General features: G+C 70.9%; 23 protein-coding genes. 14 read left to right on the forward strand and 9 right to left on the reverse strand.

Annotation, left to right across the window (positions count from 1 at the left end; translation table 11 throughout):
- Window positions 1–384 precede the first annotated feature (384 nt).
- Window positions 385–759 (forward strand): STAS domain-containing protein, encoded by a 375-nt coding sequence (locus tag QIS96_RS29265; RefSeq protein ID WP_282545799.1) that lies wholly within the window; start codon window positions 385–387, stop codon window positions 757–759.
- A gap of 253 nt (window positions 760–1,012) precedes the next feature.
- Entirely contained in the window at window positions 1,013–1,531 is a 519-nt protein-coding gene (locus QIS96_RS29270; RefSeq protein WP_282545800.1) for an EF-hand domain-containing protein, read from the forward strand.
- 212 nt (window positions 1,532–1,743) lie between these two features.
- On the opposite strand, the gene QIS96_RS29275 is transcribed toward QIS96_RS29270, so the two are convergent.
- Window positions 1,744–3,291, reverse strand: coding sequence for a class I adenylate-forming enzyme family protein (locus QIS96_RS29275; RefSeq protein WP_282545801.1), 1,548 nt, complete (start codon window positions 3,289–3,291; stop codon window positions 1,744–1,746).
- Between the two features lie 165 nt (window positions 3,292–3,456).
- On the opposite strand from QIS96_RS29275, the gene QIS96_RS29280 reads away from it, so the two are divergent.
- From QIS96_RS29280 to QIS96_RS29295, 4 genes are all read left to right on the forward strand, one after another.
- Window positions 3,457–4,647 (forward strand): amidohydrolase family protein, encoded by a 1,191-nt coding sequence (locus QIS96_RS29280; protein ID WP_282545802.1) that lies wholly within the window; start codon window positions 3,457–3,459, stop codon window positions 4,645–4,647.
- Window positions 4,648–4,655: 8 nt separating this feature from the next.
- On the forward strand, window positions 4,656–5,819 hold the full coding sequence (locus QIS96_RS29285) for an acyl-CoA dehydrogenase (RefSeq protein WP_282545803.1): 1,164 nt from the start codon (window positions 4,656–4,658) through the stop codon (window positions 5,817–5,819).
- Window positions 5,820–5,827: 8 nt separating this feature from the next.
- Window positions 5,828–6,703, forward strand: coding sequence for an acyl-CoA dehydrogenase family protein (locus QIS96_RS29290; protein ID WP_282545804.1), 876 nt, complete (start codon window positions 5,828–5,830; stop codon window positions 6,701–6,703).
- Window positions 6,704–7,177: 474 nt separating this feature from the next.
- Entirely contained in the window at window positions 7,178–7,675 is a 498-nt protein-coding gene (locus QIS96_RS29295; RefSeq protein WP_282545805.1) for an ATP-binding protein, read from the forward strand.
- A 347-nt stretch (window positions 7,676–8,022) separates the two neighbouring features.
- Here the strand turns inward: QIS96_RS29295 and QIS96_RS29300 are convergent, their stop codons facing one another.
- A complete protein-coding gene (locus QIS96_RS29300) occupies window positions 8,023–8,997 on the reverse strand; it encodes a cyclase family protein (protein ID WP_282545806.1) in 975 nt (324 codons plus the stop codon).
- 86 nt (window positions 8,998–9,083) lie between these two features.
- Here QIS96_RS29300 and QIS96_RS29305 point away from each other — a divergent pair, with 86 nt between their 5' ends.
- Window positions 9,084–9,995 (forward strand): SDR family oxidoreductase, encoded by a 912-nt coding sequence (locus tag QIS96_RS29305; RefSeq protein WP_282545807.1) that lies wholly within the window; start codon window positions 9,084–9,086, stop codon window positions 9,993–9,995.
- A 281-nt stretch (window positions 9,996–10,276) separates the two neighbouring features.
- The gene (locus QIS96_RS29310) at window positions 10,277–11,344 is read left to right on the forward strand and encodes an alcohol dehydrogenase catalytic domain-containing protein (RefSeq protein ID WP_282545808.1); all 1,068 of its coding nucleotides are present in this window, start codon (window positions 10,277–10,279) and stop codon (window positions 11,342–11,344) included.
- A gap of 17 nt (window positions 11,345–11,361) precedes the next feature.
- On the opposite strand, the gene QIS96_RS29315 is transcribed toward QIS96_RS29310, so the two are convergent.
- The 4 genes from QIS96_RS29315 to QIS96_RS29330 are packed head-to-tail and all read right to left on the reverse strand — an operon-like array spanning window position 11,362 to window position 14,075.
- Window positions 11,362–11,910, reverse strand: coding sequence for a GNAT family N-acetyltransferase (locus QIS96_RS29315; protein WP_282545809.1), 549 nt, complete (start codon window positions 11,908–11,910; stop codon window positions 11,362–11,364).
- A 10-nt stretch (window positions 11,911–11,920) separates the two neighbouring features.
- A complete protein-coding gene (locus QIS96_RS29320; RefSeq protein WP_282545810.1) occupies window positions 11,921–12,490 on the reverse strand; it encodes a flavoprotein in 570 nt (189 codons plus the stop codon).
- Between the two features lie 15 nt (window positions 12,491–12,505).
- Window positions 12,506–12,826: a 4a-hydroxytetrahydrobiopterin dehydratase gene (locus tag QIS96_RS29325; RefSeq protein ID WP_282545811.1), complete on the reverse strand. Its 321-nt coding sequence runs from the start codon at window positions 12,824–12,826 to the stop codon at window positions 12,506–12,508.
- 4 nt (window positions 12,827–12,830) lie between these two features.
- Window positions 12,831–14,075, reverse strand: a complete 1,245-nt coding sequence (locus QIS96_RS29330) for a Twin-arginine translocation pathway signal (protein ID WP_282545812.1) — start codon at window positions 14,073–14,075, stop codon at window positions 12,831–12,833.
- Between the two features lie 295 nt (window positions 14,076–14,370).
- On the opposite strand from QIS96_RS29330, the gene QIS96_RS29335 reads away from it, so the two are divergent.
- Genes QIS96_RS29335 through tgmC form a run of 4 tightly spaced genes read left to right on the forward strand, consistent with a single transcriptional unit; the run spans window position 14,371 to window position 17,359 of the window.
- A complete protein-coding gene (locus tag QIS96_RS29335; protein ID WP_282545860.1) occupies window positions 14,371–14,748 on the forward strand; it encodes an ATP-binding protein in 378 nt (125 codons plus the stop codon).
- On the forward strand, window positions 14,748–14,915 hold the full coding sequence (locus QIS96_RS29340) for a hypothetical protein (RefSeq protein ID WP_282545813.1): 168 nt from the start codon (window positions 14,748–14,750) through the stop codon (window positions 14,913–14,915). Before QIS96_RS29335 ends, QIS96_RS29340 begins: the two co-directional genes overlap by 1 nt.
- A gap of 39 nt (window positions 14,916–14,954) precedes the next feature.
- Window positions 14,955–15,224: a putative ATP-grasp-modified RiPP gene (gene tgmA, locus QIS96_RS29345; protein WP_282545814.1), complete on the forward strand. Its 270-nt coding sequence runs from the start codon at window positions 14,955–14,957 to the stop codon at window positions 15,222–15,224.
- An 11-nt stretch (window positions 15,225–15,235) separates the two neighbouring features.
- Window positions 15,236–17,359: an ATP-grasp peptide maturase system methyltransferase gene (gene tgmC, locus QIS96_RS37760; RefSeq protein ID WP_349017422.1), complete on the forward strand. Its 2,124-nt coding sequence runs from the start codon at window positions 15,236–15,238 to the stop codon at window positions 17,357–17,359.
- Between the two features lie 92 nt (window positions 17,360–17,451).
- Here the strand turns inward: tgmC and QIS96_RS29355 are convergent, their stop codons facing one another.
- Both QIS96_RS29355 and QIS96_RS29360 read right to left on the reverse strand, forming a co-directional pair.
- A complete protein-coding gene (locus tag QIS96_RS29355; protein ID WP_282545815.1) occupies window positions 17,452–17,652 on the reverse strand; it encodes a hypothetical protein in 201 nt (66 codons plus the stop codon).
- Window positions 17,645–18,658 carry a GlxA family transcriptional regulator gene (locus QIS96_RS29360; RefSeq protein WP_282545816.1) on the reverse strand — a complete coding sequence of 338 codons (1,014 nt, stop codon included), beginning with the start codon at window positions 18,656–18,658 and terminating at the stop codon, window positions 17,645–17,647. The genes QIS96_RS29355 and QIS96_RS29360 overlap by 8 nt, the downstream gene beginning before the upstream one ends.
- Window positions 18,659–18,729: 71 nt before the next feature.
- Between QIS96_RS29360 and QIS96_RS29365 the strand changes: the two genes are divergently transcribed.
- Complete coding sequence (locus QIS96_RS29365) at window positions 18,730–20,058, forward strand: MFS transporter (RefSeq protein WP_282545817.1); 1,329 nt, start codon at window positions 18,730–18,732, stop codon at window positions 20,056–20,058.
- A gap of 191 nt (window positions 20,059–20,249) precedes the next feature.
- Here the strand turns inward: QIS96_RS29365 and QIS96_RS29370 are convergent, their stop codons facing one another.
- Window positions 20,250–20,558: a hypothetical protein gene (locus QIS96_RS29370; RefSeq protein ID WP_349017423.1), complete on the reverse strand. Its 309-nt coding sequence runs from the start codon at window positions 20,556–20,558 to the stop codon at window positions 20,250–20,252.
- A 163-nt stretch (window positions 20,559–20,721) separates the two neighbouring features.
- Here QIS96_RS29370 and QIS96_RS29375 point away from each other — a divergent pair, with 163 nt between their 5' ends.
- The gene (locus tag QIS96_RS29375) at window positions 20,722–21,207 is read left to right on the forward strand and encodes an NUDIX hydrolase (RefSeq protein WP_282545819.1); all 486 of its coding nucleotides are present in this window, start codon (window positions 20,722–20,724) and stop codon (window positions 21,205–21,207) included.
- Window position 21,208 lies beyond the last annotated feature (1 nt).

Here is a 21,208-nt window from a genome sequence, read left to right on the forward strand (position 1 = left end):
CCACCGACAACGCACCTCGGTTTACGGCAACGCGAGGCACGGACCGGGTGCGGATGGTAGTGAATCGGTCACGCTGCGCTGGGAGTTACGTCGAAATCCGTTGAAGTGCGTTGAGCGAACCGGATCGACGTAGATCGAATCGGTGCATATGTGATAGGCCTGCAGGATGGCCTGTTGTTCAGGTGAGGTGTTTTACGGGGGAGTGGCGGGGCAACCGCGAAGCAGGGAAGCGTAAGCCGGGCTTCCGGATGTGGCCGATGTGGCCGATGTGGCTGATGCGGTCATGATGGGCCGAAGGTCATGGCCGAAGGCTGCGGCCGAAGGTCGTGAACCGGAACCGGAACCGTACGCGGCGTACGAGTGGAACGAGAGGCGGCGTGGCGGATGGCGCTCAAAGTGACCGATGGCGATCAGGGCGGCTGGGCCGTCATCCAGGTCAGCGGTGAGATGGACCTGGTGACGTCGCCGATCGTGCGCCAGCGCGTCCACGACGCCGTGGCCGACGGCCGCCGCAGCCTCGTCCTCGACCTCTCCGAGGTCCTCTTCTGCGACTCGTCCGGCGTCGGCGTGCTCATAGCCACCCGCCGCCTCATCCGCTCCTGCCGCGGCCGGCTCCGGCTGATCCTGCCCGCGCAGGGCGCGGAGGACGGCTCGCACGTCAACCGTGTCCTCGCGGCACTCGGCGTCCGCCGCCTCTTCGAGGTCTTCCCGGACCTGGGCTCGGCGGTCGACGAGGAGGCCTCGCCGCTCTCGGCGTGATCCCGACCGATCAGGGATCGCTACAGGCCTGCGCACGCTGCGAGTACCAGGAGAACCTGGTCACCGGAGAAATGGTCAGCAGGGTCCGGGAGTGTCTCAGCGCCGAGGCACCGATCAGGTCGCGGAATCTCACCGGTCTTGATACAAGCCGAGGTGAAGCTGACACTTTGGGGGCCCGGCGGGCGTCCGGCGTCGTACGCTCCGTCGTGAACGCAGTGGAACGCACCGCACCCATGTGATCAGTGAGGCCGAGATGGACAGCGCAGAGTACGAGCGCAAGATCGCCGCCCGATTCGCGAGCTTCGACCAGGACGGCAACGGCTACATCGACCGCGAGGACTTCAGCGGCGCCGCGAAGGCGCTCCTCGCCGAGTTCGGGACGACCGCGCGGTGCGACAAGGGGCAGGCGCTGTACGCCGGGGCCGAGGCGTTCTGGCAGGGCATGGCCGGGATCGCCGATGTCGACGGGGACCAGCGGGTGACCCGCGAGGAGTTCGTGACCGGGGCCGTGAAGCGGCTGCGCGACAGCCCGCAACGGTTCGCCGAGATCGCGCGGCCGTTCCTGAAGGCCGCGATCGCCGTCGCCGACGAGGACGGCAAGGGCGCCACCCCGAAGTCCGCCGAGCGCGTCCTGAAGGTCCTCGGCGCCGAGGCGCAGACCGCCGCCGCGGCCGCCTCGGCCCTGGACACCGACGGGGACGGCCGGATCTCCGAGGACGAGATCCTCACCGCCTTCGCCGCCTACTTCACGACCCCGGCCCCGGACGCCTGAGCCCCTGCGGGGCGAGCAGCAGGGAGCCGCACGGCGCCATCCCCGGCCGAGCCGCCTCCGCGTACGTCACGAGCCCCGCGCCCGGCGAGCAAGCAAGACGCCTCGCCGGGCCCCGGGCCCGCGCCCGCGTCTGTCCGAGCCGCGGCGGGGCGGGTAGACGGACGGGAGCGGTCGGGCAGCAGCCCCGGCGAGCATGCAAGAGCAAGCGCCCCTCACGCATACCGTTCGCGCAGCTTGTACTTGAGTACTTTGCGCAAGGTCTCGTTGCGGGGGAGGGCCTCCAGCACCTCCAGTTGTTCCGGGAGTTTGTGGGTGGAGAGGCCTGCCTCGCGCAGGTAGGACGTGACCTCGGGCAGGGTCAACGCACGTGCGCCCGGCGGGAGTTCGAGTACCGCGCAGACTCGTTCGCCGCGTTCCGGGTCCGGTAGGCCGATGACCGCGGCCTCGCCCACCGCGGGGTGGGCGTGCAGCAGGTCCTCGATCTCCTTCGCCGAGATGTTCTCGCCCTTGCGGATGATCACGTCCTTCGCCCGTCCGGTGAGGACCAGATGGCCGCTCTCCCGCACATGCCCCAGGTCGCCCGTGATCAGGAAGCCGTCCGCGTCGAAGGCCGCCGCCGACTGGGACGGCTCCAGGTAGCCCTGGCAGACCGCCTCGCCGCGCAGCCGCACCTCCCCGTCGACCCCCGCGGGCAGCGGCTTGCCCTCGGCGTCCGTGATGCGGATCTCCATCGTGGCCGGGGGGCGGCCCTCCGTGCCGGCGAGGTTCTCCGGGGTGTCGTCCGGGGCGCCCATGGTGATCATGGGGACCTCCGTCATGCCGTACCCGTGGGTGAGCCGGCAGCCCATCTCGCGTACGACCGCGTGGTAGAGCTCCGGGGGCTTGGGGGCGCCGCCGCCCGCGAGGAGGCGCAGGCTCGGGATCAGCTTGCGGGACGGGTCCTTGCGCTGTTCGGCGAGGAACATGGAGTAGAAGGCCGTGGAGCCGCCCGCCGTGGTGACCCCGTGGCGGCGGTAGCCGTCGAGCGCGTCCGGCAGCGCGAACTTCTCGAAGAGCGCCGCGGGGAAGCCGTACAGGAGCAGCATGACCAGGTAGTCCGGGCCGCCTATGTGCGCGAAGGGGAAGGCCATCGAGCCCACGTCCGCCGAGGTCAGGCGCAGCGCGTGGGCCAGGCAGGAGCCGCCCGCGATCAGTGAGCGGTCGGTGTGCAGGACGCCCTTGGGGTCGGAGGTCGTGCCGGAGGTCCAGTAGATCCAGCGGACGTCCGTGCCGTTCGCGGGCGGTGCGGGCAGTACGGCGGGGTCCGCCTCGGGGAGGTCCGCGTACGCCTCGAAGACGCCGCGGGCGCCGAGGCGGTGGGCCATCTCCGTGTGGTCGTGGCCGCGCCACACCCCGGGAGTCGCGAAGAACTCGGCCTTGGACTCGCGCAGCGCGAAGCCGACCTCCTTGTCGCGGTAGAAGGGGATGACGGGGGACTGGATCGCGCCGAGCCGGGCCAGGGCCGCCGTGAGGAGCACCGTCTCGATGCGGGTGGGCAGTTGCCAGGCGACGACCGTGCCGGGGCGCACACCCTGCTCGTAAAGGCCGGCCGCGACGCGTTCCGCGCGCTCGCGCAGCTCGCTGAAGGTCAGGGTGCGGTCGTCGGCCGGGTCCGCCTCCGCCTGGATCAACACCGTGCGGTCCGGGGTGAGTTCGGCGCGGCGCCGGATCAGTTCCCACAGGGTCGGGGACTCGCCCAGTTCGTGTGCCGTTTCCCGCATGCCGGCCTCCCCATCACTCCAGCTGACGATCTGTCAGATCGAGGCAGAGCGTAGGCGTCACCGCCTTGTCGGTCCAGAGGTCCGGGGGCTAGCCTCTTTCTGACGACCCATCAGATATTGAACCGTCAGATACGGCCTTCCGGTGCTTCGGATGAGGGGACCCCCATGGAACTGCCTCGGATCATCAGTGTCGACGACCACGTCATCGAGCCGGCGCACCTCTTCGAGACCTGGCTGCCGCAGAAGTACCGCGACCGCGGGCCCAAGCCGCTGACCGCAGGGATCGGCGAACTGGAGTACACCGGCGGCAAGTACGTCATCACCATGGACCCGGAGGGCCCGCCGACCGACTGGTGGATCTACGAGGACCTGAAGTTCCCGTACAAGCGGAACATCGCCGCCGTCGGCTTCGACCGGGACGACATGACCCTGGAGGGCATCACCCGGGCCGAGATGCGGCAGGGCTGCTGGGACCCGAAGGCCCGGCTCGCGGACATGGACCTCAACCATGTCGAGGCCAGCCTCTGCTTCCCGACCTTCCCCCGGTTCTGCGGGCAGACCTTTGCCGAAGCGCACGACAAGGAAGTGGCTCTGGCCTGCGTGCGCGCGTACAACGACTGGATGGTCGAGGAGTGGTGCGGGGACAGCGGGGGCCGGCTCATCCCGCTCTGCATCATCCCGCTGTGGGACATCGACCTGGCCGTCGCCGAGATCAAGCGGAACGCCGCGCGGGGCGTGCGGGCGGTCACCTTCTCCGAGATCCCGACCTACCTCGGCCTGCCGTCCATCCACTCCGGGTACTGGGACCCGTTCTTCGCGATCTGCCAGGAGACCGGGACCGTCGTCAACATGCACATCGGGTCCAGCTCCCAGATGCCGGCGGCCTCCCCGGACGCGCCGCCCGCCGTGCAGGCCTCCCTTTCCTTCAACAACGCCATGGCCTCGATGATGGACTTCCTGTTCAGCGGGGTCCTGGTGAAGTTCCCGACGCTCAAACTCGCGTACAGCGAGGGGCAGATGGGCTGGATCCCGTACGCCCTGGAGCGCGCCGACGACGTGTGGGAGGAGCACCGCGCCTGGGGCGGGGTGCGGGACCTGATCCCCGAGCCGCCGTCCACGTACTACTACCGGCAGATCTTCTGCTGCTTCTTCCGCGACAAGCACGGCGTCGCGTCCCTGGACGTCGTCGGCCGGGACAACGCCACCTTCGAGACGGACTACCCGCACGTCGACTCGACCTTCCCGCACACCAAGGAGGTCGCCCTCGACCACGTCAAGGGCCTCGACGACGAGACCATCTACAAGCTCATGCGCGGCAACGCCATCCGCATGCTCGGCCTGGACCTCGACAAGTAGGCGGCGGCATGGACCTGACGTACACGGAGGAAGAGGAGGAGTTCCGGGCCGGGCTCCGCGCCTGGCTCGCGGACGTCCTCCCGCAGCTCCCGCCCCGCCCCGACCCCACCGACTGGCCCGGCCGCCGCGCCTACGACCTGGGCTGGCAGCGGCGGTTGTACGACGCCGGGTACGCGGGCCTGCACTGGCCCGTCGACGCGGGCGGCCGGGGCGCGACCCCCACCCAGCACCTCATCTACCTGGAGGAGACCGAGCGGGCCGGGGCCCCGTACGTCGGCGCGAACTTCGTCGGCCTGCTGCACGCCGGGCCGACGATCGCCGCCGAGGGCACGGCCGAGCAGCGGGCCCGCTGGCTGCCGCCGATCCTGCGCGGCGACGAGGCCTGGTGCCAGGGCTTCAGCGAACCGGACGCCGGGTCCGACCTCGCGGCCCTGCGCACCCGCGCGGTGCGCGACGGCGACCACTACGTCGTCACCGGCTCCAAGATCTGGACCTCGCACGCCGAGGTCGCCGACTGGTGCGAACTCCTCGTCCGCACCACCCCCGTCAGCGAGGACGTGCCGAAACACCGCGGCATCAGCTGGCTCGCCCTGCCCATGGACGCACCCGGCGTCACCGTACGGCCGCTGCGCACCCTCGCCGGGTCCACCGAGTTCGCCGAGATGTTCCTCGACGAGGTGCGGGTCCCCGTCGGCAACCGGGTCGGCGACGAGAACGACGGCTGGCGCGTCACCATGGTCACGCTCTCCTTCGAACGCGGCACCGCTTTCGTCGGCGAGGTCGTCGCCTGCCGCCGCACCCTCGGCGCGCTCGCCGCCGAGGCCCGCAAGAACGGCCGCTGGGACGACCCGGTCCTGCGCCGCCGACTCGGCCGCCTGAACGTCGAGTTCAACGCCCTGTGGCGGCTCACCCAGTGGAACGTCTCCGAGGCCCAGCGCACCGGCGGCGTCCCCGGCACCGGCGGCTCCGTCTTCAAGCTCCGCTACTCGCACGCCCGCCAGGAGCTGTACGACACGGCCGCCGAGGTCCTCGGGGCGGGGGCGCTCGACCTCGACCACGAGTGGGTGCTCGACCGGCTCTCCTCCCTCTCGTACACGATCGCCGCGGGCACCTCGCAGATCCAGCAGAACATCGTCGCCGAGCGCATCCTCGGCCTGCCGAAGGGGCGGTGAGGCCCGCCATGGACTTCCAACTCACCGAGGACCAGCGGGACTTGCAGCAGGGCGTACGCGAACTCCTCGCCGGACGCTTCGACCGCGAGGCGCTCCGGGACCTCGCCGACGGGCCCGAAGGGCCGGTGCTCGACCGGGAGCTGTGGCGCGAGCTCGGCGCGGCCGGGTTCTTCGCGCTGCGCCTCCCGGAGTCCGAGGGCGGCGTCGGCCTCGGGCTGCCCGAGGCCGTCCTCGCCTTCGAGGAGGCGGGCCGCGCCCTGCTGCCGGGCCCGCTCGTCGCCACCCACCTCGCGGCCGGCGCGGTCGAGGGCGCCGCCACCGGCGACACCGTGGTCACCGCCGTGGACAGCAGCGGCCTCGTGCCCTGGCTGGACGCCGCCGACGTCGTACGGGGCGACGCCGCGGGGGCCGTGCCCGTACGCTCCGCCGACCCGCTCACCCCGCTGCACCGCGCCCCCGCACGGCCGCCCGCCGCGCAGGACCCGGTCGCCGTCCTGCTCACCGCCGCCGAACAGCTCGGCAGCGCCGCCCGCAGCTGCGAGACGGCCGTGACGTACGCCCGCGAGCGCAGCCAGTTCGGGCAGCCGATCGGCGCGTTCCAGGCCGTGAAGCACCTGTGCGCGCAGATGCTCGTCCGCACCGAGCTGGCGCGCGCCGCCGTCTACGCGGCCGCCGTCACCGCCGACCCCGCCGAGATCCGCGCGGCCGGGCTGCTCGCCGACGAGGCGGCCGTGCGCGGCGCGCGCGACTGCCTGCAGGTGTACGGCGGTATGGGCTTCACCTGGGAGGCCGATGTGCATCTGCACCTCAAGCGGGCCTGGCTGCGGTCCGAACTCGGTCCTTCGGCAGGCGCGGTGGAGGAGGAGTGGGCGGCGGCCCTGTGAGCTGGACGGCGTTGCCGACTGTGCTGATGGCGGCGTTGCCGCAAGTGATCGATTGACTACCAAGAACGGTCGGTGAGAACAGCACAGAGTGACCGTGGGGCGTCGATATCGGCTTGTGTCCTAGGCGTGACTCGTCACGGCACGGAGTCGGGTCGACGCTCCGGTACGCTCCGTGGGATGCGAGCGGTTCTCTTGGCGAGCCATACCGGTGGGGCCCCAGTGGCGCTTCCGGAACCGGCGATGCCCGCCTCTCGCAGGGCATGGCGGCGTCTCACGCCCCCCTGTTCGACACCCCGCGGCGCGCGTCGCACAGTGTGCCGCACGCGTACTCCTTCGCGCTGGAATATGCCCGAAGCGCTTGTTGGGGTGACTGTACGTCAACCATGCTGTCTCGTACGGGGATCACGTTCCGTGACCCCGACGCGGCACGAGGCTGAGCCCCAGCGGTCCCGCCGGATTCGGATGGTGTGAGCGGTGCAGGTGCTTCAAGTTCAGACGGAGGTCCGCCCCGACCCCGCGGAGGTGGGGCGGGCCCGTAGGTGGGCGAGGTCACGGCTCGCCGGTTCCGGTATAGAGGCGGACGAACCGCTGGCGGAGACGCTGGTGCTGCTGATCTCGGAGTTGGTCACCAACGCCGTGGTGCACACGGGCTGTCCGGCCGTGCTCAGTCTCCTCCTGCCGCCGACGCCCGCCTCCGCCCCGGGCACCGTGCGCGTGGAGGTCATCGACGCCTGCGCCCGCCCGCCGCGCCCCCGACAGGCCGAGGGCGAGGACACCAACGGTCGCGGCCTGGCCCTCGTGGACGGCCTCGCGGACCGCTGGGGCTGGCAGTCGGACGGCGGGGGCAAACGCATCTGGTGCGAGGTCGACCGCTACGAGCCGGAGCCGGAGCCGAGGGCCGCGGACGACGCCGTGGACGCAGCGCCGGTGCGCCACCTGGGTCCTGCGCAGATCGTGCCCTTCCCCGCCTGAGCCCCTGTGCTTTCTGAGCCTCTGTGCTCCTGAGCCTCTGTGCTCCTGAGCCTCCTGCGCCCCTCAGAGTCAACGGCCCTGCGGTGTAAGGGAATTGGCCGTACCCGGCTGTACGGCGTGGGGGATGGCGGCGCGCCCATGTCGCCCCGAGCGCGACATCGCGCGCCGCCAACGCACACGACACGCACTCGCCGAGCACCTGCCCCTCGCCGGGCTCTCGGCGTCCCCTCGCGGCGGATCGCTGCCACAAGGGTGAGGAAACGGACACGAGACGTCAACACCCGCCGGGATGGTCCGCGTTCGGCCGTTCCTGTCCGGGCGGTTCGGGAGACGGCTCAGAAGGCGGCTCAGAAGACGGCCACCGGGGCGACCGGTGTGCCCGTCGCGCCGACGAACGGCTCCGGCATCGCGGTCAGCAGGAACGTGTACCGCGACTCCTGTGCACAGGCTGTGGACAACTCTTCGAGCTGCCAGTTCTGCCCCTGCGGCATGCCCATCTCGACCAGGTCGAGGGCGTGCACCGGCAGCCACAGGTTCTCGATCTCCGGCGGGAAGATCTCGAAGGTCAACGTGTCGTTGGCGACCGCCGCCACGTCCCGTGCGTGGAACCACTCCGGCGTACGGATCGACAGGCCCGGCGACGGATAGCCGTACCCGTGCTTGTCGCCCGCCAGATAGACCTGCACCTGCCCGGTCCGTACGAGCACGATGTCGCCGGAGCGGACCTTCGTGCCGGCGAACTCCTCGGCCTCCTCCAGGTCTTCAGGGGTCACCGCGTGATCGCCGGGCAGGCGGTCCAGGCCCTTGGCGCGGGCCACGTCCAGCAGGACGCCGCGCGAGACGACGTGCCGCATCGCGGCGGCCGCGCCGAACTCCGCGCCGTTGTGGGCCGTGATCGTGTGCGCGGGGCGGCCGTTGTAGAGGCGGCCCGAGTGCGAGACATGCGACAGGGCGTCCCAGTGCGTCGCGCACTGCAGGCCCATCGTGACGGCGTCGTCGCTGCAGGCCACCGTGCCCGGACCGAACAGCTCCTGGTTGATCTGCACCATCGTGTGGAACGGGTTGATCCGCCCCTGGATCATCCCGCTCTGCACGCCGTCCTCCTTCAACGGCAGTGCGAGCGGTATCCGTTGCCCGGTCCTGACCTCGGCGGTCGCGCCCCGTACGACCTCGTCGGTGATCAGGTTGAGGGTGCCCAGCTCGTCGTCGGCGCCCCAACGGCCCCAGTTGTTCACGCGCTTGGCGATGTCGTGGAACTCCGGCGGCAGCGACGAGGGGTGCGCGGCGGGCTCGGGCGAAGGCTGTGACGAAGGCGATGACATCCGGGGCCTCCTGAGGGCTTGTGTTCCCGTATCTGATGACCCATAGAATCTAACGGTCCGTCAGAAACCGCGGGAAGGGGCCGGACGTGGGGAACTTCTTGGCAGGCAAGGTCGTCGCCGTCACCGGGGCCGGGCGCGGCATCGGCAGGGCCGTGGCGCTCGCCGCGGCCGCCGAGGGCGCGAAGGTCGTCGTGAACGACTACGGGGTCTCGATCGAGGGCGGTGAACCCGCGAGCGAGGTCGCCGAGTCGGTGGTCAAGGAGATCGTGGCCGCGGGCGGGGAGGCCGTCGCCGTGGCCGACGACATCTCGACGATGGCCGGCGGCCAGCGCATCGTGGACACCGCGCTCGCCGAGTACGGGCGGATCGACGGCGTCGTGTGCGTCGCCGGGATCCTGCGCGAGCGGATGCTGTTCAACATGTCCGAGGAGGAGTGGGACCCGGTGGTCGCCACCCATCTGAAGGGCACGTTCACGGTGTTCCGGGCCGCGTCCGCGGTGATGCGGCGGCAGGGCTCCGGCACGCTGATCGGCTTCACCTCCGGCAACCACCAGGGATCCGTGGCGCAGGCCAACTACTCGGCGGCCAAGGGCGGGATCATCTCGCTCGTACGCAGCGCGGCGCTCGGCCTGAACAAGTACGGGGTGACTGCGAATGCTGTGGCCCCGGTCGCGCGTACGCGGATGTCGGCGAACGTGCCGATGGAGCTGAAGGAGATCGGGGAGCCGGAGGATGTGGCGGCGCTCGTCGTCTACCTGCTGAGCGAGCGGGCCCGCGCCGAGAAGATCACCGGGCAGGTGTACACGATCGCCGGGCCGAAGATCGCGGTGTGGGCACAGCCGCGGGAGCTGCGGGCAGGGTACGCGGAGGGAGCCTGGACACCGGAGAAGGTGGCGGATTTTCTGCCGGGGACGGTGGGGGTTGATCCGATGCCGATGCTGGCGCAGTTGGAGGCCATGGCGGAGGCGGCGGCGAAGAAGGACCGCCCGAACGCCTAGGCCTCCCGAGACTCCGGGGCTCCGCCCCGGGCCCCGTTTTTTCTCCCCGCCCCGCCCCTTCCCGAAAGACTGCCGTCGGCTACGGGGGCCAGCCCCCGGAACCCCCGCTCCTCAAACGCCGGAGGGGCTGAATTCGGCAGCCCTTTCAGGGGCGCGGGGAACTGCGCGAGCGGCCACGACGGCGCGGCAGTCGAACGAACAGCGCCGCTGGCTTTCGGGAAGGGGCGGGGTGGGGATCAACACCGTTCGTACGACTTGGAGTTCAGGGAAGAGGAGTTGCCGTGAGAGGTGTCGTGTTCGATGGCGAGAGGCCGCGGGTCGTCGAGGACCTGGAGGTGCGGGACCCGGGGCCCGGGGAGGTGCTCGTCAAGGTGGCCGCGGCGGGCCTGTGCCACAGCGACCTGTCGGTGGTGGACGGCACGATCCCCTTCCCCGTACCGGTGGTCCTCGGACACGAGGGCGCCGGCGTGGTGGAGGCGGTGGGGGCAGGGGTCGTACACGTCGCGCCCGGGGATCATGTGGCCCTTTCCACGCTGGCGAGTTGCGGGGCGTGCGCGGACTGCGACCGAGGCCGGCCCACGATGTGCCGGCGTGCGATCGGGCGCCCGGAGCGGCCGTTCACGCGGGGCGGGGAGCCGGTGTTCCAGTTCGCCGCGAACTCCGCGTTCGCCGAGCGCACCCTCGTCAAGGCCGTACAGGCGGTGAAGATCCCCGAGGAGGTGCCGCTGACCTCGGCCGCGCTGATGGGCTGCGGGGTCGTGACCGGGGTGGGCGCCGTCCTGAACCGGGCGCGGGTCGAGCGCGGGGACAGCGTCCTGGTGATCGGCGCGGGCGGCATCGGCCTCAACGTGCTGCAGGGGGCCCGCCTCGCCGGGGCGACCACGATCGTCGCGGTCGACGCCAACCCCGAAAAGGCGGACGCGGCACGGCAGTTCGGGGCCACGCACTTCGTCGACGCCTCGGCGGCCGCCGACGTACCGGCCGCCGTACGGGAGATCCTGCCGACCGGAGTGGACCACGCCTTCGAGTGCGTGGGCCGCGCCGAGCTGATCCGGCAGGCCGTCGACCTCCTCGACCGGCACGGCCAGGCGATCCTGCTCGGCATGACCGCGCCGAAGGTCGAGGCGTCGTTCCTGCCCGCGGCGATGTTCCTGGATAAGTCGATCCTCGGCTGCCGGTACGGGTCCAGCCGCCCGCAGCGGGACATGGCGCTGTACGCGGAGCTGTATCTGAAGGGAGAGCTGATGCTGGACGAGCTGGTGTCCGCGACCTATCCCGTCGCGGAGTTCGGGCGGGCCGTGGAGGATCTGCACGCGGGGAAGGTGGCTCGGGGGGTGCTGACGTTCTGAGCGGTCGGCGTGACCGCTCAGCCCGAGACCGTGGCCGCCGACCGAACACCGAACCACTGCTCCGCGCCGAACTCCTCGAACCGCTCCACCTCGGTGAACCCCAGCCGCTGCGCGAGGCGCATCGAGCGGGCGTTGGCGGTCTGGGTGCAGAGCACCACCGGCTCGTCGGGGAGTACGCGGGCGAACCAGTCGAGTACCGCTGTGCACGCCTCGGCGGCGTACCCGCGTCCCCACGCCCCCGGCAGCAACAAGTAGCCGAGCTCGGCCTCCCCGGCGTCCGGAAGGACATGCCCGGGACGCTCCGCGTCACGACGGTCGAGCGACACCGTGCCGACCATCGCGCCGCCGGCATCGACGACGAACACGCCGGGACGGCGGCCCGGCACCTCGGGCACCGCACGTTCCAACTCGTCGCGGGCGCGGGGCCCACCGAGGTAGGTGTGCACGTCCGGCGAGGCGAACAGCTCGATGAACGCCGTACGGTCCCGGGCCTCCGACTCACGGAGCAGCAGCCGTTGAGTCCTGATCGGGGCGGGCGGCCAGGGGACGGGTCCGAGTCCGGTCATGGCGGGCAACCTATCGCGCGGCGCCCCTGGAGGACCCGGCGCTCATCAGCCGCCTGATCCCGCCGAGGGCCCTCCGCCAGGGGAAGGCCTCCTGGTTCCCTTGCTTCGGGGGGTGGGATGCGTACCCGCCCTCCGCCCCGTCGAGTACGAGGACGCCCTGGGTGCGAAGCGCGGCGATCGATCGGGCCACCGCGGGCTGCGCGCCCTGAGCCTGGTTGAAGTACGGCATCGCCGCGACCGGCACGCCCATGTGCACGGCCTCGGACGGCAGGCCGATCGCGAGGGTGTCACTGATGCCCGCGCCCCACTTGTTGAGCGTCGTGCACGACATCGGCGCGACGAGCATCGCCGCGGCCTTCGGCAGCGCGTCGGACTCCCACGGCAGCTTGTACTGCGACCGCACCGGGTGCCCGGTCAGCTCGACCAGCTCGTCCATGCGCGCCTCCCACCACCGCGCCGCAGACGGGGACAGGACCAGGCACACGTCCCATCCGTCGTCCTGCGCGGCTCGCACGCCGTCGTCGACGTACTGCGTGGGGCCTGCGGCGCAGGCGATCAGGTACAGAACGGGCTGCGTCATGCCTGGAGTTCGAGCCTAGACATCGACGGGCTCCGCACCGTGCGCCTCGGCGATCGCGTCGATACGCCGGGCGAGGTCGAAGTCCGCTGTGGTGAGTCGGTGTCCGGCGTCGTGGGTGGTGATCCCGAAGCGGACGCGGCCCCAGCGCAGGTCGACGTCGGCATGGTGGCCGATGAGCCGCTCGACGTCCGCGACATGCACGATCATCGCCACGCCACCGTGGTAGCGGATCCCGAACGTACGGGTGATCTCGTCGCCCGTGCGACGCCAGCCCGGCGCCTGGCGCAAGGCGTCCTCGATCTGCTCCTCGGTCAACGGCACAGGCTGATCCGCCACGCCTTCAGCTCCCCTCGGTCACGGGCGCCAGAACCTCGGCGAGGTCCCGGCCGACCGGTGCATCCTGCCACGGCTGCATCGCCTGCCGAAGGGCACTCAACTCCCCACGCATCCGGGCCGATCGGGTATCGACTGCGATGTCCGCCACCGTGCGCGCGATCTCCAGCGCCTGCTCGGGTTCACCTGCCCCCGCCGCAGCTGTGGCGTGACGTGCCAGATACACGCCGCGGTCCCTGCGCGCTGTCCCCGGGACGATGTCGAGGACCTGGGACCACAACGACACTGCTTCCGCGCCGAGGCCGAGACGCCCGTAGCAGGTGGCCCGTTGCACTTCCAGGTAGCCGGGGGTACGCCGGCAGGCATTGCCCCATGGGAGATCGTCATCAACTCGGGAAAGAAGCCCGTCAGCTGTGTCGATGAGCCTGTCCACGGTGCTGCGGTCCCCGGTGAGGCTGGCGCCGTGCGCCTGCTGCTGCATGGCCATGATGCGGACCTTCGGTACAAGACGGCGGGAGTCCTCAAGGGCTGCCTCGCACAGATCGACGACTGCGGCTCCGTCGCCCAGATCGGTACGTACCTGCGCCTGATTGACGAGGGAGTAGCCGATCAGGTGCGGATCGCGGGAACGTACCGCGATCTCCTGCGTCACCCCACGCCAGAAACTCGCTCCGTCCATGTCGCCGGCGTCCTGGTAGAGCCAGCCGACGAGAGCGGCATAGGCGGCGCCTACACGGAGCAGGCCGCGGCGGGTCTCCCCCTTCGCCGAACGCACCAGCTTGTCGATGAGCTGGTACTGGGCCGACACCGTCCCGATCAGATCGTGCGGCCCGAGGAACATGTCGGCCCAGTAGTGGCCTTCGAGCTGTTGCTGGAAGTAGTCGATGAGGGCAGGGTCGACGTGCTGCGGCGCCAGCGGGCCAGGGGCTAGAGCGGCAGCGGTCACGGAGACGAAGGTGCGGCGTTTCACGTCGTCCTCGCGGTGATGTTCGGGGCGGATCCAGCCGGGCGGCACGGTGAAGCCCAGGTCTTCGGGCCACAAGCCGAACGCGTCGTGCAGCACCGACGCCGTTTCCTCGCCCGGCCATCCAGGCGTCCGTCCCTCCCATCGGCGCCACGTGCGTGCTGACACCGTGAAGTGGGCGTCGTCGAGGAGGCGTTGACCGAGCCGTTGAAGTTCTTCCGCGGCCCTTTCGGCGGAACGCCAGCCCACGCGTAACCGTGCTGCTTTCAACGCGTCGTTGCGGCTCATGTGGCCATTCTGAGCTGTCGTCACCGGCGCCTGTGGCCATGGCCGTCACATGACCGCAGATGGCCACGGCGTGACCTGTCTCAAGCCTGGGGTGCTCTCCCAACATCAGGGTGTGACCACAGAACGCGCAGTGAAACCAACACCTGGTCTGCATTCCCCGGGTGCGCGCCGAGGCCCACAGCATCACGCCCCTGCACGAACGGACTCCGGTGCCGGAATCGAAGCACAGTGGATGACGACCACCGTCGCCCCACAGGTCCCTGCCAACCCAGAACCGCCCCCGCGCGCCGAGCGGATGTTCCGCCGTAGCCGCAGGGCAGTCCCTCAAGCGCGCCGGTTCGTGCGTGCGGTGATCGCCGGCCGTGTACCCGACGACCGACTCGACGACATCCTCCTCTGCACGTCCGAACTTGCCACGAACGCACTCCAGCACACGCCAGCCGGAAGGATGTTCAGCGTCCGCGTCGTCGCTGCAGGCGGCGCGTTACGCGTCGAACTGCACGACGCAGGCGACGGCACACCGCAGGTGCGTGAGGTCGCAGAGGACGACGACCGGGGCCGCGGCCTGCTGCTCGTCGCGGTGCTCGCCGACGACTGGGGCATCTCGCGGCGCGACGGTCCTGGAAAGTCCGTGTGGGCCGCCTTTCGGCTTGCCGCTGCGGGCGGGCAGTAGTGGCCCGAGCGACGTCCGCCCACCGCAAGGCGGCCCGGCCGTCCCGTCGTCTACCCAGGCCGTCCACCTGTTGGCGGGACGGTCAACTCATGGGCGCCGTCCTTCTGTTCGTCTTCTGGTTCTCGCTGATCACGTTCGTGTTCGCCGTGGTCTCCCAGAACTCCTGACTCTTGCCACCGCCCCTCGACAGATCCCGAAGGAGCACCATGCCCTCCGTTTCCACGACCGCGCCCTGGGCCGTACGCCGACTGGCCCTCTACCCCGACATCACTCAAGTGCCGTACGTCCGGACCGAGTTGGACCCGGAAACTCAAGTGACCCGCTACATCGACGCGAACGGCCACCGGGTCCACATGGGCGGGCACGGCACCGGGACCTCCACCGCCAACCAGACCGCGACCTCGTCCGACGGCGGAGGGCCCAACCCGCCCCCGCCCGCCGACACCGACCTGACTCCGGACAGCGACTCGGACTGATCGGACCGACCGTGACCGAAGCTCCGGTTCTCGTCGTCACCGCGCTCGGGGACGTCACGGCGGATCTGGTCGTGGAGGAGTTGTACGGCCGGGGCGTCCCGGTCGTACGCCTCGACCCCGCCGTCGACTTCGCCCGCACCGCAAGCCTCAGTGCTCGTATCGAACGAGGGGCCTTCGCCGGGACTGTCACCACTGCGACCCGGCGCCTCGACCTCACCGGCGTCCGCTCCGTCTACTGGCGCCGCCCGACGCCGTACGCCAACCCGCGGGAGGCGGGGAGTCCCGAGCGGCGGTTCGCGGTCGAGCAGTCGCGCCACGGTCACCTGGGGGCGCTGCGTGCGCTGCCGGGAGCCCGGTACGTCAACCACCCCGCGCGCAACCGCGACGCCGAGAACAAAGCGCTGCAACTCGGCACCGCGGCCCAGTTGGGGTTCACCCTCCCCGACACGCTGATCACGGACGTGCCGGGTGACGCCGCGCAGTTCGCGGCCGAGCACGAAGCAGTCGTCTACAAACCCGTGCACCGAGTGCACCTCCCGTTCGCGGACGGCCGGAACCGCACGGTCTGGGTGCGCACGGTCCGCGCCGCCGAGCTCGACGACTCGATCGCCCTGTGCCCGCACCTCTTCCAGGAGTGCGTGCCGAAGGTCGCCGACATACGACTCGCGATGGTCGGCGGTGAAGCGTTCGCGAGCCGTATCGACATCGCGGGCGATCACCTCGACTGGCGCCAGGACCAGAGTCTGATCACGTGTTCGCCCGTCGTCGTTCCCGGTCCCGTGCGCGACGCCCCCCCCGCAGCTTCCTGCACGCCTTCGGCCTGCGCTTCGGCGCTTTCGACTTCGCGCTCGACGCGGACGGCCGATGGTGGTTCCTCGAATGCAACCCCAACGGGCAATGGGCGTTCGTGGACGAGACCACGACCGCGCCATCACGAGCGCGCTCGCCGACACCCTTCAGAAGGGCAGCACCACATGACCCACCACACCGCAGCCGAATTGCGCAGGCGGCTCGTCGAGCAACTCGTCGCTGACGACGTACTGCACGACCCGGACGTACGCCGAGCAGCCGAGACCGTCCCCCGCGAGGTGTTCCTCGGCAGTGCCGTCTACCGGCCTAGTAGCCCTCCGGGCGTCACCGTCTGGACTCCTGTCCGCCACGACGACACACCCAACGACGAGTGGCTGAGCCTCACTTACCAGAACAAGACGTGGGTGACCCAAGTCGACGGCGTGCTCGCCGAGGACGCCGACGGACCCGTCACCGGAGGCAGCCCGACCTCGTCCTCGACCCTGCCGGGCGTCGTCCTGTGGATGCTCGAACAGGCCGGGCTCGCCCGTGGCAGACGCGTTCTCGTCATCGGTACGGGCACAGGGCTCTCGACCGCGTACGCCTGCGGGGTCGCCGGGGAGGAGTGCGTGACCTCCGTCGAGACCGACGCCCGTGCGGCGGAGCGTGCCCGGAAGGCTCTCGGCGAGGCGGGGTACGCGCCGACGCTGGTCACGGCCGATGGCCTGGCCGGGTGTTCCGACCATGCCCCGTACGACATCGTGATCGCGTTCTGCTCAATGCGGCACATTCCGTACGGGCTGCTCCAACAGGTCGTCCCTGGCGGCACATTTCTCGTCACCCTGTCGGGCTGGGGCGGTGCCCACGGACTCGTACGCCTCACGGTCGAGGACGGCGACACCGCGCAGGGGCGCTTCCTGCCCGGCTACACCTCGTTCATGATGGCCCGCCCGCACGACCACCCACCGCACGGGCCCGTCGAGCTGCTCCCCGGCCGGGAGCGGCCGAGCCGGATCGACCCCGCCCTGCTCGACGACTGGACCGGCCGGTTCGTCGCGCAGCTCGCCGCGCCCTCGGCGGAACGCCTGGGCGCGGGCGCCGAGCAGGTCCTCCTCGACGTCGCCACCGGATCACAGGCACGCGTCCGTACGGCCGACAACGGAGCGGGCTGGACCGTGAGCCGGCGCGGGCCGCTCGACCTCTGGAGCAGCGTCGAGGACGCGGTCACCACATGGCAGAGCCACGGCTCACCGCACGTGTCCGAATTCAGCCTGACCATCACTCCAGGCGCCCAGAGAGTCTGGCTCGGTGAGCTGGGCGGGTCGAGTTGGGCCCTGCCCGTCTGAGAGGCCTCCTGGCGTACGAGCCGGCAGATGCTGACCAGGCCGGCGTGCACCGCCCAGCCCACTCAGGGCCGAACGGCCGAGGCAGAACCGGATCAGGCGCTGGAGTCGGTCAGGTGGGGCTCGGCCGCGCTGCGGCCGGTCCGCTGCGCTCCTTCGTCCGTCGACTCGGTGGCGGCCGCCGTCTGCCGGTCGTTGTCGATGCGGGACAGGTCGATCTCGCCCTCGGTGACCATCTGCCGCATGCGCCCGACGGCGGCAGCGCGGCGGAGCCGGTCGGTAACCATGTCAGGCAACCGCTCGGTCCCGGAAAGTGCGCCGATAAGCAGTGGGCGTGACCCCCAGGGCTGACTGGAGGTGCTGGCGCATCGACTGGGCCGTGCCGAAGCCGGCGTCGTGGGCGATCTGGTCCATGGACAGCTCGGTGGACTCCAGGAGGTGCCGGGCGCGTTCGATGCGCTGGCGGGTGAGCCACTGGCCGGGGCTGACGCCGACCTCCTCGCGGAAGCGGCGCGTGAACGTGCGTACCGACATCGACTCCTGCTCGGCCATGTCCCGCAGGTGGATCGGCTCGTGCAGGCGGCCAAGCGCCCAGGCGCGGGCGGCCGTCGTGGTCGCCAACTGGGGCTCGGGGACCGGGCGTTGGATGTACTGGGCCTGGCCGCCGTCGCGGTGCGGCGGGACGACGGTGCGGCGCGCGACCTCGTTGGCGACGGCCGTGCCGTGGTCGCGGCGCACGATGTGCAGGCACAGGTCGATGCCCGCGGCGACCCCGGCCGAGGTCAGCACGTCGCCGTCGTCGATGAACAGCACATCCGCGTCGACCTCGATCGCCGGGAAGGTCTGCTGGAAGTGCTCGGCCGACGACCAGTGCGTGGTGGCCCGGCGGCCGTCCAGGTGGCCGGCGGCGGCCAGGACGTACCCGCCGGTGCAGATCGCGACCAGGCGGGTGCCCGGCCGGATGTGGGCGAGCGCGGCCGCCAGCTCGTCGGTGAGGCGGCCCTCCTCGTACACCGGGCCCAGCTCGTGCGAGGCGGGGATGACGACCGTGTCGGCCGCCGCCAGGGCCTCCGGGCCGTGCTCGACGAGGACCGAGAAGTCGGAGTCCGTACGGACCGGGCCCGGCGGCCGGACCGAGCAGGTCACCGTCTCGTACAGCCGGGTGCGGTCGGCGCTCTTGGCGCGGTTGAAGATCCGGTGCGGGATGCCCAGCTCGAAGGGGAGCAGGCCGTCCAGGGCGAGGACGACGACGCGGTGCGGGCGCGGGGCGGGATCCTCGGGCAGAGCGGGCAGAGTGGCCATGGCCCGATTCTAACGAAAGGTGTCCTTCGGGCCACTCGATTGGCATGACCGCGCCTTGCAGGCTGGTCCCCGTGACTGAGACGACCGCAGCCGACGCCTCCCGTAAGGCCCCCGAAAACCCCAGGACTCGAAAAGACCGCAGACCCCGTCCCGCGCCGTCGGCCGGGCGCATCCACCGCGCCTGGTTCGTCGCCGCCGTCGCCTTCGTGACGATCATCGGAGCCGCCGCCTTCCGCTCCCTGCCCGGCCTCCTCATGGACCCGCTGCACCGGGAGTTCGACTGGTCGCGCGGCACGATCGGCTTCGCCGTCTCCGTGAACCTCGCGCTCTACGGGCTCACCGCGCCGTTCGCCGCCGCCCTGATGGACCGCTTCGGCATCCGCCGCGTCGTCGCCGTCGCCCTCACGGTGATCGCCCTCGGCTCCGGGCTCGCCGTGTGGATGACGGCGGCCTGGCAGCTGATCCTCTACTGGGGGTTCCTGGTCGGCCTCGGCTCCGGATCGATGGCGCTCGCGTTCGCCGCGACCGTCACCAACCGCTGGTTCACCGAGCGGCGCGGCCTCGTCACCGGCATCCTCACCGCCGCGAGCGCCTCCGGGCAGCTGATCTTCCTGCCGCTGCTCTCCTGGATGGTCGAGAGCCACGGCTGGCGCCCGGCCGCGGTCACGGTCGCCCTCAGCGCACTCGCCGTCGTCCCGTTCGTCTGGCTGCTGCTCCGCGACCACCCGGCCGACGTGGGCCTCGCGCCGTACGGGGCAAAGGAGTTCACACCCAAGCCGCCGCCCGTTCAGGGGGCCGCGAGCCGCGCCGTGAAGGTGCTGTTCAAGGCGGCCCGCACCGGACCGTTCTGGCTGCTCGCCGGCACCTTCGCGATCTGCGGCGCCTCCACCAACGGCCTGATCCAGACGCACTTCGTGCCCGCCGCGCACGACCACGGCATGCCCATCACGGCGGCCGCCTCGCTGCTCGCGGTGATCGGCGTCTTCGACGTCATCGGCACGATCTTCTCCGGCTGGCTCACCGACCGCTTCGACGCCCGCCGCCTGCTCGGCGCGTACTACGCGCTGCGCGGCATCTCGCTGCTGTTCCTGCCGATGCTGCTCGCGCCCGACGTGCGCCCGCCGATGCTGTTCTTCATCGTCTTCTACGGCCTCGACTGGGTCGCGACCGTCCCGCCGACCCTGGCCCTGTGCCGCGAGCACTACGGCGAGGACTCGGCGATCGTCTTCGGCTGGGTTCTCGCCTCGCACCAGATCGGCGCGGCCCTCGTCGCCTTCCTCGGCGGCCTCGCCCGCGACGTGTTCGGCTCGTACGACGTGGTCTGGTACGCGTCGGGGGCGCTGTGCGCGGCGGCGGCGCTGATGGCTGTGGTGATCCGTCGAGGGCGCGCGGCGGTCTAGCGGGGCTGGTCGGGCTGGTCGATCCAGCCGGGCCGGCCGGTCCAGGTGCCCAGCCCACCGCACAGGCCCCCGCGTGCCCGCCTGGGCGGCCCCCCCCCCGCACCCGGCCCGACCACCTCGGCCGTCGCGGTAGCAGCGGCGGCCGACCCGGCCGGGGATCGCCTCGATCACCGGCCGGGCGCCCCTCTCCGTCACCCCGTGGAGGCGGTCTCCCGGATCAGCGGCTCGAACGCCCGCCGCACGTAGGCGTCGAACGGCGCCGTCAGCGCGCCGTCGATCACCCGCCGCACCCCGTGCTCCGCCGCGAACTCCTTGAGCGCCGCACGGGAGTCCGGCTCCACACCCCCACCAATGATCAACACGCCGAACTCCTCGGCCCCCAGCAGCTTCCGGGCCTCCTCGTCGGTGCTCACTCCCTCCGCGTCGAAGCCATCCCCGCGCAGCGTGGCCAGCACCTCCGTCACCCTGGCGGGCGTCCTTCCCAGCACCAGCGTCCGCATGGCCGTTCCTCTCAGGTACGTCGACATCGGCGCCCCCGAACCTAGAAGCTCAACCGGACCTGAGGTCAACCTCCAACTCCCGTTCGGATGTGGCTCTTTCGCGGGGAGCCCGCGGATGATGACGTAGAGGCAGAGTGTCGGGACCGTCTGCCAGGATCCGCCCATGCAATCTCCCAGAGCGGTCGCAATCGTTGCCGACGGTCCCCGGATCCTGATCATCAAGCGCTACCTGAAGCACGAGGCCTCCGCCGTCTGTGTGATGTGCGAGGACGCTGGACTGTCCGGCCCTGCATGTCCCGGCCACCACTACGCAGTACTTCCCGGCGGGGGCGTCGAGGCCGGCGAGACGCACGAAGAAGCCGCGGTTCGTGAGCTGCGGGAGGAGACCACGCTCACCGGGAAGATCGACCGCCTCGCTTGGACTGGACGACACAACAGCCGTCCGGCCTCGTACTTCGTCATGCGGGACGTCAGCGGGACTCCGGTGCTCTCCGGTGAGGAGGCTTTGGTCCACGGCCCCGACAACCACTTCGAACTCATGTGGGCCACTGCCGGGGACTTCGACCGACTGAACCTTCACCCGGCCGATGTCCGGGAACCGCTCGCACGCCTGCTGGAGCACGACGGATATCGAGGCGGTCGGCCATGAG

The organism is Streptomyces cavernicola (genome assembly GCF_029968035.1).
Lineage (GTDB): Bacteria > Actinomycetota > Actinomycetes > Streptomycetales > Streptomycetaceae > Streptomyces > Streptomyces cavernicola.